This is a genomic window from Mycobacterium bourgelatii, from assembly GCF_010723575.1.
GTDB lineage: Bacteria > Actinomycetota > Actinomycetes > Mycobacteriales > Mycobacteriaceae > Mycobacterium > Mycobacterium bourgelatii.
Map to the genome: position 1 here is coordinate 17,222 of NZ_BLKZ01000001.1, position 18,387 is coordinate 35,608.

The 18,387-nt window shown below is 67.2% G+C and carries 16 protein-coding genes; 8 read left to right on the top strand and 8 right to left on the bottom strand.

The genetic code is table 11. The features are described from left to right. Positions 1–64: 64 nt before the first annotated feature. Together G6N68_RS00075 and G6N68_RS00080 are read right to left on the bottom strand one after the other, a co-directional pair. Positions 65–1,543 (bottom strand): aldehyde dehydrogenase, encoded by a 1,479-nt coding sequence (locus tag G6N68_RS00075; protein ID WP_163706459.1) that lies wholly within the window; start codon positions 1,541–1,543, stop codon positions 65–67. Positions 1,544–1,637: 94 nt separating this feature from the next. Continuing rightward, on the bottom strand, positions 1,638–2,405 hold the full coding sequence (locus tag G6N68_RS00080) for a class I SAM-dependent methyltransferase (protein ID WP_163706461.1): 768 nt from the start codon (positions 2,403–2,405) through the stop codon (positions 1,638–1,640). 77 nt (positions 2,406–2,482) lie between these two features. On the opposite strand from G6N68_RS00080, the gene G6N68_RS00085 reads away from it, so the two are divergent. Next, positions 2,483–3,637, top strand: a complete 1,155-nt coding sequence (locus G6N68_RS00085; protein ID WP_163706463.1) for a glycosyltransferase family 4 protein — start codon at positions 2,483–2,485, stop codon at positions 3,635–3,637. Positions 3,638–3,643: 6 nt separating this feature from the next. Here the strand turns inward: G6N68_RS00085 and G6N68_RS00090 are convergent, their stop codons facing one another. After that, the gene (locus tag G6N68_RS00090; protein WP_163706465.1) at positions 3,644–4,462 is read right to left on the bottom strand and encodes a YoaK family protein; all 819 of its coding nucleotides are present in this window, start codon (positions 4,460–4,462) and stop codon (positions 3,644–3,646) included. A 195-nt stretch (positions 4,463–4,657) separates the two neighbouring features. Here G6N68_RS00090 and G6N68_RS00095 point away from each other — a divergent pair, with 195 nt between their 5' ends. Further along, positions 4,658–4,969 (top strand): winged helix-turn-helix domain-containing protein, encoded by a 312-nt coding sequence (locus tag G6N68_RS00095; protein WP_163706467.1) that lies wholly within the window; start codon positions 4,658–4,660, stop codon positions 4,967–4,969. On the opposite strand, the gene G6N68_RS00100 is transcribed toward G6N68_RS00095, so the two are convergent. After that, entirely contained in the window at positions 4,966–6,705 is a 1,740-nt protein-coding gene (locus G6N68_RS00100; protein WP_240355313.1) for an MmpA family trehalose lipid delivery protein, read from the bottom strand. The genes G6N68_RS00095 and G6N68_RS00100 overlap by 4 nt on opposite strands. Positions 6,706–6,714: 9 nt before the next feature. Beyond that, entirely contained in the window at positions 6,715–8,067 is a 1,353-nt protein-coding gene (gene pgfA, locus G6N68_RS00105) for a cell envelope lipid trafficking protein PgfA (RefSeq protein ID WP_163706469.1), read from the bottom strand. A 137-nt stretch (positions 8,068–8,204) separates the two neighbouring features. On the opposite strand from pgfA, the gene G6N68_RS00110 reads away from it, so the two are divergent. From G6N68_RS00110 to G6N68_RS30395, 3 genes are all read left to right on the top strand, one after another. Then, positions 8,205–9,416, top strand: coding sequence for an acyltransferase family protein (locus G6N68_RS00110; RefSeq protein WP_163706471.1), 1,212 nt, complete (start codon positions 8,205–8,207; stop codon positions 9,414–9,416). 144 nt (positions 9,417–9,560) lie between these two features. Beyond that, entirely contained in the window at positions 9,561–10,082 is a 522-nt protein-coding gene (locus G6N68_RS31320) for a PE family protein (RefSeq protein WP_163706473.1), read from the top strand. A 116-nt stretch (positions 10,083–10,198) separates the two neighbouring features. Next, complete coding sequence (locus G6N68_RS30395; protein ID WP_163706475.1) at positions 10,199–11,161, top strand: hypothetical protein; 963 nt, start codon at positions 10,199–10,201, stop codon at positions 11,159–11,161. A 10-nt stretch (positions 11,162–11,171) separates the two neighbouring features. On the opposite strand, the gene G6N68_RS00125 is transcribed toward G6N68_RS30395, so the two are convergent. From G6N68_RS00125 to G6N68_RS00135, 3 genes are read right to left on the bottom strand one after another with little or no spacing between them, the layout of a single operon-like run. Next, positions 11,172–11,906, bottom strand: a complete 735-nt coding sequence (locus tag G6N68_RS00125) for a PP2C family protein-serine/threonine phosphatase (RefSeq protein ID WP_163706477.1) — start codon at positions 11,904–11,906, stop codon at positions 11,172–11,174. A 4-nt stretch (positions 11,907–11,910) separates the two neighbouring features. Beyond that, complete coding sequence (locus G6N68_RS00130) at positions 11,911–13,365, bottom strand: AMP-binding protein (RefSeq protein WP_163706480.1); 1,455 nt, start codon at positions 13,363–13,365, stop codon at positions 11,911–11,913. After that, positions 13,362–14,342, bottom strand: a complete 981-nt coding sequence (locus G6N68_RS00135; protein ID WP_163706482.1) for a phosphotriesterase family protein — start codon at positions 14,340–14,342, stop codon at positions 13,362–13,364. Before G6N68_RS00135 ends, G6N68_RS00130 begins: the two co-directional genes overlap by 4 nt. 87 nt (positions 14,343–14,429) lie before the next feature. Between G6N68_RS00135 and G6N68_RS00140 the strand changes: the two genes are divergently transcribed. The 3 genes from G6N68_RS00140 to G6N68_RS00150 all read left to right on the top strand — a co-directional run bounded on the left by G6N68_RS00140 (position 14,430) and on the right by G6N68_RS00150 (position 18,315). Then, on the top strand, positions 14,430–16,136 hold the full coding sequence (locus tag G6N68_RS00140) for an acyl-CoA dehydrogenase family protein (protein ID WP_163706486.1): 1,707 nt from the start codon (positions 14,430–14,432) through the stop codon (positions 16,134–16,136). A 551-nt stretch (positions 16,137–16,687) separates the two neighbouring features. Continuing rightward, entirely contained in the window at positions 16,688–17,380 is a 693-nt protein-coding gene (locus tag G6N68_RS00145; RefSeq protein ID WP_163706488.1) for a TetR/AcrR family transcriptional regulator, read from the top strand. Continuing rightward, positions 17,377–18,315 carry a R2-like ligand-binding oxidase gene (locus tag G6N68_RS00150; protein WP_163706490.1) on the top strand — a complete coding sequence of 313 codons (939 nt, stop codon included), beginning with the start codon at positions 17,377–17,379 and terminating at the stop codon, positions 18,313–18,315. The genes G6N68_RS00145 and G6N68_RS00150 overlap by 4 nt, the downstream gene beginning before the upstream one ends. Positions 18,316–18,387 lie beyond the last annotated feature (72 nt).

Sequence of the window (18,387 nt, forward strand, 5' to 3'; positions counted from 1 at the left end):
CCCAGCAGCCGCGAAATCCCCCAAAACGTGCCCGTTCCGGGGGATTTCGCGGCTGTTCGCGGGGCTACTCGACGGTGTAACCCATCGGCATCAGCACGCTCTTCTGCTGCGTGAAGTGCTCGACGCCCTCGGGCCCGTTCTCGCGTCCGATACCGGAGTTCTTGTATCCGCCGAACGGACAGCAGGGGTCAAAGGCGTACCAGTTGATCGCATACGTCCCGGTGCGGATCTGCTCCGCAACCCTGATGCCGCGGGGGATGTCGCTGGTCCACACGCTGCCGGCCAGCCCGTACACCGAGTCGTTGGCGATCTTCACCGCGTCCTCCTCGGTGTCGTAGGGAATGACCGCCAGCACCGGGCCGAAGATCTCCTCCTGCGCGATCGTCATCTTGTTGTCGACGTCGGCGAACACCGTCGGCTGAACGAAGAAACCGTTGTCCAGACCCTCGGGGCGGCCGCCGCCACAGACCAGTCGCGCGCCTTCCTCGATGCCCTTGGCGATGTATCCCTCGACCCGGGCGCGCTGCTTCTCCGATATCAGCGCGCCGATCTGCGCCCCCGGGTCCGACGGTGGCCCAACAGGCAGCGCCTTGACGAAATTGCCTATGGCTTCCACGATTTCGTCGTAGCGCGAGCGCGGCGCCAAGATGCGGGTCTGACCCACGCAGGCCTGCCCGGTGTTCATGATCCCGGAAAACACCATCATCGGGACGGCGGTGGCCAGGTCGACATCCTCGAGCATGATCGCCGCAGACTTGCCGCCAAGCTCCAAAGTGCAGGGTTTGAGCAGCTCGGCCGCCCGCTTGCCGATCTCCTTACCGACTGCCGAGCTGCCGGTGAAGGTGAACAGGTCGACGTCGGGGTTGGACGTCAGCGCCTGGCCGGTTTCGACGCCGCCGGGTACTACCGAGAGCACCCCTTCGGGCAACCCGGCGTCGGCGAACACCTCCGCCAAAGCGTTTGCGGTCAACGGGGTTTCGGCCGCCGGCTTGAGCACCACGGTGCACCCGGCGAGCAACGCCGGTCCCAGCTTGTTGATCGCCAGGAACAGCGGTACGTTCCACGCCACGATCGCGCCCACCACACCGATCGGTTCGCGATAGACGATGGTCTGCCCGTAGGCGCCGTTGCGAATCTCCCGCCACTTGACCTGATCGGCGGCCGGGCCGGCGAAGAAGTTCAGCGCGCCCATCGAACCCATCCAGTGCATCGTCTCGACGGTCATGGGCGGCTGGCCGGTTTCGTCGGCAAGCAACTTGGCGAAGTGCTCCTTGCGCTCCTCGAGCAACTGGGCGGCCTTGGCGAGGACGGCCGCGCGCTCATTGGGCGGGGTCGAAGGCCACGGACCGTTGTCGAACGCCGCGCGTGCCGCCGCGACGGCGGCCTCCACGTCGGCCGCCGCCGCCAACGGCACCTTGCCGACGTACTCGCCGGTGGCCGGGCAGCGCACCTCGATGACTTCATCCGTCGACGGCTCGGTCCATTTGCCGCCGATGAAAAGCTTGTCGTACTCGGTTGTCTTAGCGATTGTCGCTTCAGTCATTCCGCCGATCCTCCTCGTCGCTCCGCTTTGCATCGTCGCCGGCGGGCACATTCGCCACCCTACCCAAGGCGAGGTGAGATTAGAACATGTTCCATTATCGCGGCTGGAGGACGAGCACCAGATTGCTCACCAGGAACTCCCGCAGCACCGGTACGGAGGTCAGCCACCAGGCCCATCGTGGGTGGTAGCGGGGATATGCGGCGATCGCGGCTCCGGTGCTCTCGGCCCAGTCCAGCCCGTCGGCGGCCGACACGGCAAACAACGACGACCCGTAGTTGTTTTTCGGCGGATGGCCGTGTTTGCGGGTATAGCGGGCGGCGGCGCGGGCGCCGCCCAGGTAGTGGCGCAGCCCCGTCTCGTGCCCGCCGAACGGGCCCAGCCAGACGGTGTAGGACAGCACCACCAAGCCACCGGGCTTGGTCACCCGTAGCATTTCGCCGCCGAGCTGCCACGGCCTCCGCACGTGCTCGGCGACGTTGGACGACAGGCAGATGTCCACCGAGTTGTCGGCGAATGGCAGCGCCATGCCCGAGGCCCGCACGAAAACGTCGCGTGCGTCGGCGCGCACTGGGCCCGCGGCGTGCATTTCCGAGGGGTCCGGTTCGACGCCGATGTAGCGCACCCCGACGTCGGAGAACGCCGAGGCGAAGTACCCCGGTCCGCCCCCGACGTCCAGCAGCGTCCGCCCGGACGCGGGCACGCCCCGGAGCGCCTGCCACAGATCGCCGACCATGGCCGCCGTGTCCGCGGCCAGGGCGCCGTAAAAGCGTGCGGGATCGGATTGTTCGTAGCGGAATTCCGACAACAGCCGCACCGATCGAGTCAACGTCGCCCGCTGCGCGAAGAGGTCGGTCACGGCCACTTGCCATACCCTACGGGCGAGGTGCCATCACACCATCGCTCCCGGCCTTTCGCATCCGCGGGATAGGCTGGCCAACGATGTCTACTCTGCGCTCGGTATTGCTGCTGTGCTGGCGCGATACCGGGCACCCGCAAGGCGGCGGCAGCGAGACGTATCTGCAGCGCATCGGCGCCCACCTGGCGGCCAGCGGCATCAAGGTCACCCTCCGCACCGCCCGTTATCCCGGAGCGCCACGCCACGAGGTCGTCGACGGGGTCCAGATCAGTCGCGCGGGCGGCCGCTACACGGTGTACATCTGGGCGCTGCTGGCGATGCTCGCCGCGCGCGTCCGGCTCGGCCCGCTGCGTCACGTGCGGCCCGACGTCGTCGTCGACACCCAGAACGGCCTGCCCTTCCTCGCCCGATTGGCCTACGGGCAGAAGGTGGCGGTGTTGGTGCATCACTGCCACCGCGAGCAGTGGCCGGTGGCCGGCCCGGTGCTGTCCCGGCTCGGCTGGTATGTCGAGTCCAGGCTGTCGCCGTGGGTGAATCAGCGCAATCAGTACGTCACGGTGTCGCTGCCGTCGGCGCGGGATCTGGTCGCTCTCGGGGTGGACAACCACCGGATCGCGGTGGTGCGCAACGGTCTTGACGAAGCCCCGGCGCGAACGTTGTCCGCCGAGCCCGCACCCGAGCCGCGAGTGGTGGTGTTGTCCAGGCTGGTGCCGCACAAGCAGATCGAGGACGCGCTGGACGCCGTCGCGGCGCTGCGCGGGCGCGTGCCGGGCTTGCACCTCGACGTCGTCGGTGGTGGGTGGTGGCGACAGCGGCTCGTCGACCACGTCCACCGATTGGGCATTGCGGACGTGGTGACGTTCCACGGCCACGTCGATGACCTGACCAAACACGATGTGCTGCAAAGTTCCTGGGTGCACCTGCTGCCGTCGCGAAAAGAGGGGTGGGGGCTGGCGGTCCTGGAAGCGGCGCAGCATGCGGTGCCCACCATCGGTTACCGATCATCCGGCGGTCTGTCCGACTCGATTATCGACGGGGTCACCGGAGTGCTGGTCGACAGCCAGGCCGAGCTGGTGGACCGGCTCGAAGAGCTGCTGTCCGACCAGGTTCTGCGCCAGCAGCTCGGCGCCAAAGCTCAAGCGCGCAGTCTCGAATTCTCCTGGCGGCAGAGCGCTGAAGCGATGCGGTGTGTGCTCGACGCGGTGCAGACCGGAACGCGCGTCAGCGGCGTGGTGTAGCCCGGCCTAGCCGGCCGCTACTCGGGCTAGCTTCGGCCCGGCCAGCCTCAAGGACTTGCTCTCGATCTCGGTAGCGGCGTCGACTTCGGCGGGTGAGGCCTCGCCTTCGAGCCGACGACTGCGGATTGCGTACCCGACGGCCAAGGCGGCGCACGCCGATGCGGGGGCTAGTAGCGCGTAGCCGCCGAGCCAGTTGCCGAACAGGAGTCCGGTGGCGCCGCCCACCAGGAACAGCAACAGCGTGGCCGCGAGGACGGCGAGTTTCCACTTGTCGAGTCCGTGCCGACGACTCCGGCCCAGCATCAGCCCGAGGTCGGTGACGGTGCCGGTGAAGTGCGTGGTGCGGATCGCCATCTCCCGAAAGCTGGAGGTCAGTCCGTTCTGCATGCCGAGGGCCGCGGCGGCGAACATCGCCTGCACAACGGGCGGCTCGATGCCAAGCGTGGTAATGAAGCCGTGGACTTCGGATGTCGCCACACCGACGGCGGCCAGGAGCAGCAGTGTTCCCTCAATCGTCAGCACGGCGGCATGGTGCCGACCCGTCGGATGTTCGCTGGAGCCCAGCACGGTTCCGGCGGCCAGCGCGCCTCCCCAGAAGCCGATCAGGATCGCCACCAGCAGATGACCTTCGTAGAGCAACGGGTTGGCCGTGTTCATGCCGAGTTGGGTGGTTACGCCGGTGAGATTGCCGACCGGAAAAGCGAGGACCAGCAAGGCCACCGCATTGACGAAGCCGGCAATGAATGCCAGCGAGCCGGTATAGCAGAGCAGCACTGCGCGAGGGGTCAGACGACCCTGGCGCGTCGAGGGGATCGGGAAAGTCATGGTCTGGGTTCGCTCCGCGTTCTCAGTCGGTCCGTGGGCACTGATACGAAGCCTAACTACCGAAATTTACTTCATCAATAAATTTTCGTATGAATTCGCCATGACCGCGGAACCCGCCCGAGTGCGATGGGTCGTCGGCAAGAAGGTATGAATAGGCGAAGAGTTTTACGTGAAAGAACGGGTAAAGTTGTAGACATGAACGTCGCGGATGCCGTTCAGTCCAACAGTTCCGGCTCGGACCGTGGATGGACTTTCCTGAGCAACCACGGGCACGTGCTGCTGTGCGTGTCAATGAGCGACCCGCTGACCGCGCGCGAGTTGTCGCAGCGCATCGGCATCACGGAGCGGTCCGTGCAAACCATCCTGGCCGATCTGACCGAAGAGGGTTACCTGATCAAGTCGAAGGTCGGTCGCCGCAACGTCTACCAGCTCAATCCGAACGGACGGTTGCGCCACCCGCTGGAAGCTCGCCACACCGTCGGCGAACTCGTCGAAGCCTTGTCCTAGTCCCCGTCGACGTCCCGCTCGGCGTCTCTTTCGGCGTCCCTGTCGGCCGGCACCGAACTTCGCATCGACAGCCAGGCCGCACCGGCGCCGCCGATCACCAGCATCGCCAGCCAGGCCAGGTGCGCGGCGGTGGTGGCGCGGGCGTGCGCGTCGGGCGCGCGGGTTCTCGTGCCACCGATGCGATACAACGCCAACCGCTCGTCGCGGTACGTCGGCGTCAGCGCGGCAAGGGTGCGGGCAATGGCACCCAGGTCGCCGGCGCTGTCGGATTCCACGACCAGCCAGGCCACCCCGGCCGACGCCAAAGCCGGGGGTTCCGGCCCGGTGAGGAGCAGTTCCTCGACGGCCCGCGCCTGAGTTCCTTCCCCCGGCACGGTCACACCCGAGATCACCAGGTCCCCTGAGGTCAACACGTCCGCGCGAATCCAGCGCTGCAGTGGATCAAGCACCGGCGCGGGGCCGGCCCAGGCGAAACGCCGCATGCTGCCCGCCGGCAAGACGGCTACGGTCCCGGGTTCTGCGTTGATCGCCGCCGCCACCTGCGCCCACCCGGGCGGGTAGTGCACGGGTTCGAGCCTGCCCCACACCCCCCATGCCAGGTCTGGCAGCGCCAGGAGCAAAGCGGCGCAGCAGATCGCCGCCGTCGCCGCCGGACGCAGCCGATCCCGCAGTGTCACCACCACGCCGCCGGCGGCCAGCGCATAGCCCGGCATCGCCAGCGCGACCCACTTCTGCCCATCCCGCAGCACGCCCAGGCCGGGTACCGCATCCACCACCGTGCGCAGCACGTTCAGTCCCGGGCCCGTCGCCAAAATTGCCGGCACCACCACGGCCACCAGCGCCAGCACCAACAACGGCACCGCCACCGGTCGGTGCAGCGCGGCCGGGAGCCCGACGGCCACCACCGCCAGTAGGAGGGCGGCCGACGCCACCGTGAAAAGCGTTGTCCGCGAACCGGGTACGGCGGCGCCGTTCCAGATGCCGCCCAGGCTGGCCAAGCTGACCAGCGTGCCCAAGCCCGGTTCGGCCCGCGGTGCGAAAGCGTTGACCCCGAGCGTGTTCGCCGCGGTGTGACTGGATAGCGACGAACCCAGCGCTGCCGCGCACAGCCACGGCAACGCACCGACCAACGCGACGACACCCGTCAGCGCGGCGCAGAACAACCGTGAACGCCCGTCACCGGGTACAAACACACACGCCAGCGCCACCGCGGCCGCCAACAGCAGCCCGGTAGGGGTCAGGCCGGCCAGTGCGATCCAGAACGCCAGTTCGCAGACCCGTGCCCAACCGCCCAGGCCGGACCGCAGCTGCAGCATTGTCGTCGCGACCCAGGGCAGACAGCCGTAACCGACCAGCAGGCTCCAATGGCCCTGCAAGAGCCGTTCGGCGACATAGGGATTCCAGATCGCCAACGTGGTCGCGACGAACTGGCCGGCCGAACCCGCCTCGGGGAGTGCCGTTGCGACCAGTCGCGCCGCTCCCCATCCGGCCAGCCACAGCCCCAACACCAGCAGCGCCTTCACCAGAATCCCGCCGTCGACCACTTGCGAGGCCAATGCGACCGCGAAATCCTGCGGCGTGGCGCGCGGCGCAGCGGTCAGGCCCAGCGCGGTGTCGGACAAGTACGAGCGCGGCGTCGACACCGCGTCGCGTAGCAACAGATAGCCGGGTCTCAATAGCGGCGCAACCACCAGCAGCGCCAGAACCAGCGCGTATCCCGGCCGCAACCAACGCACGTTGGCGGATTAAGTCCGTTCGGCCGGACCCGCGGGTGGCGGTTCGGTTGGGCCGGACTCGGGCGGCGGCGCAGGCCCGGACTCGGGCGGCTTGGGATCAGCCGCTTCCGGCGGTGGCGGATCCGCGGCGGGCAGTTGCGGTTCGTCACGCAGTTCTGGACGTTGAGTGGGTATCTTCTCGGTCACCGCCTCGGCGCCGGGCACGGGTTCCTCGAGGCCCGCGCGCCGGAAGTAGTCGGTGTCGGCCCGGTCCAGACCCGGATCGATCAGGGCGCTCTCGGTCCGCAGGCTGAACGACGCGAGTACACCGCCGGCGATCAACGCGATCAAGCCCGTTGCGACGAACGTGATGGGCAACACCCGCGTCCACAGCGCCAGCCGGTCGCGCTCGTCACGAGCCGCATTGACCTGCGATTCGATGGTGTCGGGGGTGTAAGCAACCCGGTAATCGGTCAGCGTCACCTCTGGCTTGAGCGCCTCGCGGGCGTAGTAGTGGTAGGCGTGCTCGGATTCCTTGACGATCGTGCCCGTCACGGGGTCCACCCAGAAGGTCCGCTGCGCGGCGTAGTAGCGGGTCATGGTGATCTCCTCGGCCGGGTCGCCGGGGAGGTTCCACATGCCCGCGCTCATGGTGACTTTGCCGTCGTCGTTGCCCGGGTACCGCGACAGGTAGGTCAGGGGCGCGACCAGCTTTCCGTCGGCGCTGAAACCGACGTTCTGGGTGAACCGGTAGGCGGTCAACCCGTTGATGTCTTCTTCGCCTTCGTAGTTGGCGTCGAACGCCTTCTGTGCGATCGGGTCGAAGTAGGGATATGTCTTCTTTTCCGTGTTGAACGGGAATCGATAGGAAAGGCCCTCGTGCCGCAGCAGCACGTAGTTCCGAGTGTCGGTCTTGGGGTGCTTGGGGTCATCCGGTGCATCGCCGGGCTTACGCGGGAAAATCGGCTCCAACAGGGCGTTGTGCAGCTTGTTGTCGTCGGACAACGCCATCGCCGTTGAGCGGTTCAGCGTGACCCGGTCGACCATCGCCAGCAGCAACCCCGTCTCCTGCTGCTTGTCGGTTCGCCGGACCGAGGTGCCGACCTGCAGCGTGACGATGTCGGCGTTGGCCGGGGCCTCTACCTTTACCTCTTGCCGAGACAAAATGGGCGCGTCGTCGATGACGAGATGTTCGGTGGCGAGCGACGCCGAGTCCAGCGCTTGCCCGCGGCCCTGGCTAAGCAGCGTGGTGTCGATGTCCAGCGGAATCTTGGTGATCTTGTCGCGGGTGTAGGTCGACAGCAGCAGGGCGGCGATCAGCAGCGCGGCACCGAGGCCAATAATTCCGCACGCGGCGATCCGCAACCTGACGGCTCGGTTCACGTTGCAGTGACCTCCTTGTTCTTACGGACTCGCAAGCAGTGCGGGAATCTGTTTGACCCTAACAGCAGATTGTGTGCGTCGGTCGTACGAATCCGGTGTACCCCATCGGGCCGTCGGCACCGCACAGGCAGACTGAGATGGTGACCGAGCAGGCGACCCCGCCGGCAACGCAACAGGCGACCCCAACGGCGGCCCAAGAGGTGGCCCAACAGGTAGGCGGAACTCGGAGCTTCCTGCCCGCCGTCGAAGGCATGCGCGCCTGTGCCGCGATGGGCGTCGTCGTCACCCACGTCGCTTTCCAGACGGGCCACTCCAGCGGTGTGGACGGTCGGCTGTTCGGCCGTTTCGATTTGGCCGTCGCCGTGTTCTTCGCACTGTCCGGCTTTCTGCTGTGGCGTGGGCACGCGGCGGCGGCACGTGGGTTGCGGCCGCGGCCGTCGACCGGCCACTACCTGCGCTCCCGGGTAGTCCGCATCATGCCCGCCTACGTGGTCGCGGTGGTGGTAATTCTGTCGCTGCTGCCCGAGTCGGACAATGCCAGCTTGACCGTCTGGTTGGCCAACCTGACGCTGACCCAGATCTACGTGCCGCTGACCCTGACCGCTGGGCTCACGCAGATGTGGAGCCTGTCCGTCGAGGTCAGTTTTTACCTCGCATTGCCCATTTTCGCGCTGCTGGCCCGCCGGATTCCGGTTGGCGCGCGGGTGCCGGCGATCGCCGCGTTGGGGGTGCTCAGCTGGGCGTGGGCCTGGGTGCCGCTCACCGGCGGTCCGGGCGCCAACCCGATGAACTGGCCGCCGGCGTTCTTCTCCTGGTTCGCCGCCGGGATGCTGCTGGCGGAGTGGGTGCACAGCCCGGTCGGGCTGCCGCACAGGTTGGCGCGTCGCCGGGTGCTGATGGCCGTGGTCGCGGTGGCCGCCTACCTGGTGGCGGCCTCTCCGGTGGCCGGTCCGGCCGGCTTGGTGACGAGCACGCCGGCCCAGTTCGCGATCAAGACGGCAATGGGCTCGGTGGTCGCGATCGCCCTGGTGGCGCCGCTGGTGCTGGACCGCCCCGACACCCCGCACCGCTTGCTGGGCAGCACGTTCATGGTCACCCTGGGCCGCTGGTCGTACGGCCTGTTCATCTGGCACCTGGCCGCACTGGACATGGTGTTCCCGGTCATTGGCGCGTTCGCGTTCAACGGCCATATGCCGACGGTGTTGCTGTTGACCCTGGTCTTCGGCTGGGCGATCGCCGCGGTCAGCTACGCGCTGGTGGAGTCACCGTGCCGGGAGGCGTTGCGCCGCTGGGAGCGGCGCCGGCCGGCCGAGCCGCGCGACAGCGAAGCCGACGCGATAGCGCCGTAGCTCGCCACGCCGACGCCGGACAACACGCCGTTAATTGTCTAAAACGTAATAAATCCTGGTCAGGCGCTTCGCGAGACTTTATTCTCAGGACGCGGGGACGACGCCTACTAGTTCGGGGCACTGCGAAAAACGCGGAGCGGGCAAATGTCATACGTGTTGGTGGTTCCCGAAGCGGTCGGGCCGGCTGTCAGTGAAATTGCTCGGATTGGGACGTTGTTGGGTGCGGCCACCGAGGCAGCGGCGGCGCCGACGACGGGCCTGATCGCTGCGGCTGAGGATGAGGTGTCGGCCGCGATCGCGGCGCTGTTCTCCGAGCAGGCCCGGCAGTTCCAAGCCGTCAACCGCCAGGTCGCCGCGTTCCATGAGCAGTTTGTGCTGACCTTGCGGATGGCATCGGGGGCTCCGGTGTCACCGCTGGCGGTGATGGCGGGGATGCCGGCCAGGGCGTCAACAAGGGTCTGGGTGCCGCGGTTGGCGGCAACGGCGGTGACGGCGCCGGGGGTGGGGCTACCGGCGTCGGCGGCGCTGGCGGCAACGGGGGCATCGGACGAATCGACAACGCCGTTTCCACGGCTACCGCCCGTGGTGGAACCGGTGGTGCAGGGGCAGGCGGAACCGACGGGGGCGATGGCGGCTACGGCGGTGGGGCCCAAACTCACGGATTAGGCGAGGTAATTGCGGGTGCCGGCGGTACGGGCGGTACCGGCACTGTCGGTCGCGGCGGGGCTGGCGGCGCGGGCGGCTCCGCGATCGTCTACAACACTGACTCCACTGTGGTCGCCGTGGGTGCCGACGGCGCAGCAGGGGGCACGGGGGCGACCCATGGGGGCAACGGCGGAGCCGGCGGCGCAGCGACCCATCATGGCCAGGGGGACGCGGTCGGCGGTAACGGTGCAGCGGGTACCGACGGCGCCAATGGCGGCAACGGCGGTAGCGGCGGCTCGGTCTTTGTTCACGGATCCGGTCAGTACGCGCCCGGGGCAGGCGGGGTCGGCGGCACCGGCACCGCCGGCCGCGGCGGAAATGGCGGCGGCGGCGGAAGCGCGTACATCTACAACACCGCTTCCGCCTTGGACGCCGTTGGGGCCGACGGTGCAGCGGGCGGCGTGGGCACTACGGGCGGCGGTGACGGTGGGGCGGGCGGTCACACGGCTAACTACGGCAGTGGAAACGCCATCGGCGGTAACGGTGCCGCGGGCGCCGACGGGGCCACCGGCGGTAACGGCGGTCGCGGCGGCTTAGGCCAAATAAGTGGGACAGGTCAAGCCTTCGGCGGCGGCGGTGGGGCCGGCGGCATCGGCACCGACGGCCGCGGTGGCAATGGTGGCGCGGGCGGTGACGCGACCGTCTATGGCCCCGCCTCTACAACTGATGCTTTCGGTGGCAGCGGCGGTGTGGGCGGGGCTGGCGTCACGAGCGGCGGCGACGGGGGCCGCGGGGGTAATGCGACTGCACAGGGCAGTGGCAACGCAGTCGCTGGCAATGGCGCGGCAGGTGGAACCGGCGCCACCGGCGGCAATGGTGGTGATGGCGGCACAGCAACGCTCTCCGACCCGAACTCGACCGCCAACGCGACCGGCGGCGACGGAGGCGAGGGTGGAACCGGCACTGCGGGCGCGGGCGGTAACGGCGGTAACGGCGGCAATGCCTCAGGCCCGGTTGGCGCGACTCTTAGCGGCGGCAGCGGAGGATCGGCGGGTCCGGGTGCACCCGCCGGCTCGCCCGGCAACAACGGCACCCCATGACCGCTAACCCCTAGACGTTGATCACCAACGCGGTGATGTTGTCAGGTCCGCCCGCATCCCTGGCCGCCCCGATCAACGCCGCGGCGGCATAACCCGGGTCCGGGTTGTCTTCGAGGATCTGCGCTATCGACGCCTCGTTCACCACGCCGTGCAGTCCGTCACTGCACAGCAGGATCCGGTCACCTGCCTGCAACTCGACCGCACTGCCGTCGGCCTTGGCGGGCGGGCGCATCCCCATGTACTTCGTCACGATGCTGCGGGCGCGGTGTTTGCCGGTGTCCGCGGCATCGACCTGTTTGGCCTCGACCAAGGCCTGCACCAGCGTGTGGTCCCGGGTCAGGCGCTTGAGCGGACGCTCCCGCAGCAGGTAGGCCCGACTGTCGCCGAGGTGAGCCACCAGCGCGCGAGTACCGGCGATGACCACGGCCACTAGGGTGCTGTTGGCGCCTTGGTAGCGGGCATCCTTCTGCGCCGTGGTGTGCAGGTCGTCGGAGAGTTCCGAGACGGCGCGAGCCAACCGCTCGGGGGCGTCGGGACCGTCGCGCTCGTCAATGGGAAGGTGGTGGGCAACGTACCCCGGCAGCTTTTCCACCATGGTGTGCGCGGCCAGCGCTCCGTCCCGGCTACCGCCCACACCGTCGGCGACCATGAACAGGAACTGGTCCTCGTCCGAGCCCCAGCGGTCCTGGTTGTCGGAGCGAACACAGCCGACGTCGCTCAGCGCCGAATACCCGATGTTCAACATGGTCTCAAGCCTGCAGTCGCGCGATGACGTTGTCACGCACCGCCGTTCGACGCGCCTTGCCGGCGTCGTCACGCAGCGGGGTGTCGACGAACTCGACGGTGCGCGGAATTTTGTAGCCCGCGAGCCGATCACCGACAAACGTCTGGACGGTCTCGGCAGTGAGGTCAGACCCGGTCACGGTATGCACTAACGCGTACGGTACTTGACCCAGATCGCTGTGCGGAATACCGACAACCAAACACGACAGCACGTCCGGGTGCTCCGACAAAGCGTTCTCGATCTCTGCCGGGTAGACGTTGCGGCCGCCGACGGTGAACATGTCGACGCGACGGTCCGAAAGGTACAGGTACCCGTCGGCGTCGAAATAGCCCAAATCGCCTAGGGAATCCCACCCGTCGCGGCTTTTCGCTTTGACGCCGACGTAGCGGTAGGTCGGTGCGCTGCCAGGACTGGGTCGCATATAGATCTCCCCTTCCACGCCGGGCGGGCACGGGTTGCCGTCGTCGTCGAGCACCTTCATTTCGCCACTGACGACTCGACCCACCGAGCCGGGGTGGGTAAGCCATTCCGAGCCTGAGATGAAGGTTAGGGCCTGTAACTCGGTGCCGCCGTACAACTCCCAAATCTTTTCCGGGCCCAACAAATCGATCCATGCCTGTTTGACGGCCGGCGGGCACGGAGCGCCCACGTGCCATAGCCGCCGGATCGACGACAGGTCGTAGGAATCCGGGTTGGCGTGATAGACGGGCAGCAGTCGCTGCATGATCGTGGGCACCGTGGTGAGGAAGGTGACGCGGTGTTCGGTTACCAGTCGGAGAAATTCGTGCGGATCGAATCGCGGCAGCAGCACCAGGTGGTGCCGCATCAGCAGCGCCATCGTCCCCGTGGTGAAGCCGGTGTTGTGGGAAAGCGGCACCGGCACCAATGACGTGTCGCCCTCCTGCGCGCCCAGCGGATAGCCGATGGCCGCCGGAACCCGACTGTCGCCGCCGGCCTCGATCAGCTTCGGGCGTCCAGTGCTGCCGCCGGAGGCCAACGACTTCCAGGACGGCGACACCGCTTCCGGTAGCGGCTCGTCGGACAAGGCCGAGTCGGGCACGAAACCAGCTGGCACACTGGGAATTTCACCGTGCGACCGCCCGACCAGCAGCGCGCGTGGGCGCAACTCCAGCAGACCGTGCAGCTCCGCGTCCGGCATCCCCGGCGAGAGCGGTTGCGGCACGGCGCCCAGCTTCCAGCAGGCGATGGCGGCTTGCACCCACTCGACGGAGTTGGGCAACACGATGCTGACGTAGCTTCCTGCGGTGACGCCGCGTTCGGCGTAAGCGCGGGCCAGGCGGTTGGTCGAGCGGTCGAGTTCGGCTCGGGTGAGGGTGATTCCGGCGCAGGTGACGGCCGGCTCATCGGGGGCCAGTTCGGCCAGCTGCGAAATTTGGGTACCGATCGGTGGGACGGTCACTGATAGGCGCCCTGCCGCTCAAAGATTCGCCGCGGGTTCTCGACGAGCATGGTGTGCAGTTGCTCGTCGGTGACCCCGCGCTCCTTCAGCGCGGGAATCACGTCGTTGTGGATGTGCAGGTAGTGCCAATTCGGTGCGGCCACCGCGAGCATCTCCTCGGGCAACGCGTCGAAATAACAGTTGGCGTCGTGCGAGAGCACCATCTTGTCGGCGTGCCCGCGCTCGCACATGGTCGCCACGATGGCCACCCGCTCCTCGAACGGCAGGATAACGTCGATGCCGAACCGGTCCATGCCCAGATACGAGCCCGCCGAGATGATCTCCTCGAGGTAGCCGACGTCGGTGCTGTCGCCCGAGTGTCCGATGATCACGCGGCTCAGGTCCACGCCCTCCTCTTCGAAGATGCGTTGCTGCTCGAGCCCGCGCCGCAACCCGGCGTGGGTGTGGGTGGAGATCGGCACGCCGGTGCGCTTGTGCGCCTGGGCGACGGCGCGCAGCACCCGCTCCACGCCTGGGGTGATGCCGGGTTCGTCGGTGGCGCACTTGAGGATTCCGGCCTTGATGCCGGTGTCGGCGATGCCTTGCTCGATGTCGCGGACGAACATCTCGACCATGACCTCGGGTCCGTCGAGCATGGTGCCCGGGCCGGTGTAGTGGAAGCAGAACGGCACGTCGTTGTACGTGTAGAGGCCCGTCGCGACGACGATGTTGAGCTCGGTTTGGGCCGCGACGCGGGCGATCCGCGGGATGTAGCGTCCCAGCCCGATCACCGTCAGGTCGACGATCGTGTCGACGCCGCGGGACTTCAGTTCGTTGAGCCGGGCGACGGCGTCGGCCACCCGCTTCTCCTCATCGCCCCAGGCTTCGGGATAGTTCTGCGCGATCTCAGTGGTCATGATGAAGACGTGCTCATGCATGAGCGTGACGCCGAGGTCGGTGGTATCGATCGCTCCGCGAGCGGTATTTAGTTCTGACACAAAACCGATGCTAGGTCGATCACACCCCATTGCAGTACCGTCTAGCCGTCCTTTTCCTAATTCCGCGTTCGCTTCCTTGGAGCCGTCATGTTGCTCAATCCCAAAAATCTGCAACGCCAGTACCCGGACAGCCGCTCAGGGGAGATCATGGCGGCGACGGTCGAGTTCTTCGAATCCCGAGGCAAGGCGCGGCTGAAGCAAGACGAGCACGACAAGGTCTGGTACTCCGACTTCCTCAACCACATCGGGCGGGAGCGCATCTTCGCTTCGTTGCTGACGCCGGCGACGTACGGCGCCGAAGATTGTCGCTGGGACACCTACCGGATCAGCGAGTTCGCCGAGATCGTCGGCTTCTACGGATTGAGCTACTGGTATCCGTTCCAGGTGACGGCACTGGGCCTGGGACCGATCTGGATGAGCGAGAACGAGGACGCCAAGCGTAAGGCCGCCGCGCAGCTCGAGCAGGGCGAGGTGTTCGCGTTCGGCCTCTCGGAGCAGGCGCACGGCGCCGACGTCTACCAAACCGACATGGTTTTGACAGAGTCCGAGCACGGCTGGGTCGCCAACGGCGAGAAGTACTACATCGGCAACGCCAACGTCGCGCGGATGGTCTCCACCTTCGGGAGGATTGACGGGTCCGGCAAAGAGTCGGACTATGTCTTCTTCGCCGCCGATTCGCAGCACGATCGCTACGAACTGAAGAAGAACGTCGTCAACTCGCAGAATTACGTCGCCAACTACGCGCTGCACGACTACCCGGTCACCGAAGCCGATTTGCTGCACCGCGGCCCGGGGGCGTTCCACGCCGCCCTCAACACGGTCAACGTCTGCAAGTACAACCTGGGCTGGGGTGCGGTCGGCATGTGCACCCACGCCTTCTACGAGTCGATCACCCACGCGGCCAACCGCCAGCTCTACGGCAAGCTCGTCACGGACTTCAGCCACGTCCGGCGGTTGTTCACCGACGCCTACGCGAGGCTGGTCGCCATGCGACTGGTAGCCACCCGCGCCTCCGACTACATGCGCAGCGCCTCGGCCGACGACCGTCGCTACCTGCTCTACAGCCCGCTCACCAAGGCCAAGGTCACCAGCGAGGGCGAGCGGGTCATCACCGCGCTGTGGGACGTCATCGCCGCCAAGGGTGTGGAGAAGGACACCTTCTTCGAAACGGTGGCCCGCGAGATCGGCCTGCTGCCGCGCCTGGAAGGCACCGTTCACATCAACATCGGGCTGCTGGCCAAGTTCATGCCCAACTTCCTGTTCGCACCGGACGTGGCGCTGCCGCTGATCCCACGCCGCGACGACGCCGCCGACGACACCTTCCTGTTCAACCAGGGGCCCACCGGCGGCCTGGGCAAGGTGCGTTTCCACGACTGGCGCGCGCCGTTCGACAGCTACGGCCACCTGCCCAACGTCGCGCTACTGCGTCAGCAGGTCGAGGTGCTGGCCGAGATGCTGGCGGCGGCGACCCCGGACGCCGCGCAGCAGAAGGACATCGACTTCGCCTTCGGCGTGGGACAGATCTTCGCGCTGGTTCCCTACGGCCAGCTCATCCTGGAAGAGGCCGCGATCTCCGGCGTGGACGAGGCGTTGATCGACGAGATCTTCGGCGTGCTGGTCCGCGACTTCAACAGCTACGCAATCGAATTGAACGACAAGGCCGCGACGACGGACGAGCAGGGCCGCTTCGCGCTGCGGATGATTCGCCGCCCCGCGCACGACCCAGCGCGCTACGACAAGATCTGGCAGGAACACGTCCTGCCGCTCAACGGCGCTTACGAGATGGCGCCCTAGGGCGCCCGACGCTGGCGCTGCGTCGATGCGGCCGCGGCGCTGCGTCGATGCCGCCGCCGGCGCTGCGTCGATGCGGCCGCGGCGCTGCGTCGATGCCGCCGCCGAACGTGGGGGAAAAGCACCCCTCCCCGCGATGCGAGGGCAATACGCCACACGCTCGGCTCGGCGCCTCTCGGCGGGGCGTCGTCGAAGGTGGGGGATATGCACCCCTCCCCGCGATGCGCGGGCAAAACGCCACACGTTGGGCGCCGGCGCCTCTCGGCGGGGCGTCGTCGAAGGTGGGGGATATGCACCCCTCCCCGCGATGCGCGGGCAAAACGCCACACGTTGGGCGCGGCGCCTCTCGGCGGGGCGTCGTCGAAGGTGGGGGATATGCACCCCTCCCCGCGATGCGGGGGCAAAACGCCACACGCTCGGCGAACCAAACACTCGGCAAAAACCCACACGCTCGGGCGAACCGCTCGACGAGGCCGCCGGGAGCAGGCGCTACGTTGACTGTGAAGTGACTCACAGTAGAATGACCAGTGGTCATCGAATGCGAGGAGGCGTTTATGCCGACGGTGACTTGGGCGCGGGTCGACCCCGCTCGCCGAGCAGCAATAGTGGAAGCCGCAGAGGCGGAATTCGGCGCGCACGGGTTCTCCAACGGAAGCCTGAACGTGATCGCTCGGCGCGCTCGTGTCGCCAAGGGCAGCCTGTTTCAGTACTTCGCTGACAAGCGGGACCTCTACGCCTACATCACCGATACCGTCAGCCAGCGGGTGCGGGGCTACATGGAGGACCTCATCCGCGAGCTCGACCCCGCCAGTCGGCCCTTCTTCGACTTCCTCACCGACCTGCTCGACGGCTGGGTCGCCTACTACGCCGAGCACCCACGAGAGCGGGCGTTACACGCGGCAGCCACATTGGAGGTCGACACCGACGCCCGCATCAGCGTGCGCAGCGTCATCCACCGTCACTACCTGGAAGTGCTGCGGCCCCTGGTGACCGTCGCGCACGCGCGGGGCGACCTGCGTCCCGACGCCGACACTGACGCGTTGCTGTCGTTGCTGCTGTTGATTTTTCCGCACTTGGCGCTGGCCCCATACATGCGCGGACTGGATCCCGTCCTCGGGCTCGACGATCCAACTCCGGAGCAACCGGCCCTTGCCGTGCGCAGGCTGGTCGCCGTCTTGGCGGCCGCATTCTGCGCGCAGACGCAGGCCGTTAACACAGCCCATGCACCCAAAGAGGAGGTCCCATGACACGGACACACTCAAGCTCGCTCGCCCGGGGCGGGCTCAACTGGAACAGCCTGCCGTTGAAGCTGTTCGCCGGCGGCAACGCGAAGTTCTGGGATCCCGCCGACATCGACTTCTCCCGCGACCGCGAGGACTGGGAGAAGCTCACCGAAGACGAACGCGAGTACGCCACCCGGTTGTGCGCCCAGTTCATCGCCGGCGAGGAAGCGGTGGCCCAGGACATTCAGCCGTTCATGTCCGCGATGCGCGCCGAGGGGCGACTCGGCGACGAGATGTATCTGACGCAGTTCGCGTTCGAGGAGGCCAAACACGTCCAGGTGTTCCGCATGTGGTTGGACGCCGTCGGCATGACCGAGGACCTGCACCCCTACCTCGACGATCTGCCCACCTACCGGCACATCTTCTACGACGAGCTGCCGGACTGCCTCAACGTGTTGACGTCCGACCCGTCGCCGGCCGCCCAGATCCGGGCGTCGGTGACCTACAACCACATCGTCGAAGGCATGTTGGCGCTCACCGGCTACTACGCCTGGCACAAGATCTGCGTGGAACGCGGCATCCTGCCGGGCATGCAGGAATTGGTCCGGCGCATCGGTGACGACGAACGCCGTCACATGGCGTGGGGCACCTTCACCTGCCGTCGCCACGTCGCCGCCGACGACGCCAACTGGACGGTGTTCGAGACGCGGATGAACGAGCTCATCCCGATGGCGCTGCAACTCACCCAGGACGGGTTCAACCTTTTCGAGGACCCGAAGCCGTTCGGCCTCAAGGACGAGGAGTTCCTGCAGTACGCCACGGACAAAGGGATGCGGCGGTTCGGCACGATCAGCAGCGCCCGGGGTCGCCCGCTCGGCGAGATCGACGTCGACTACACGCCGCTGGAGCTCGAAGACACCTTCGCCGACGAGGACCAGAAGGCCCTCGCGGCGGTCTAGTCACAACGCCGAGCAGACGCAAACTCGTACTGAAACAACCGATTTCGTACGAGTTTGCGTCTGCTCGCGAGG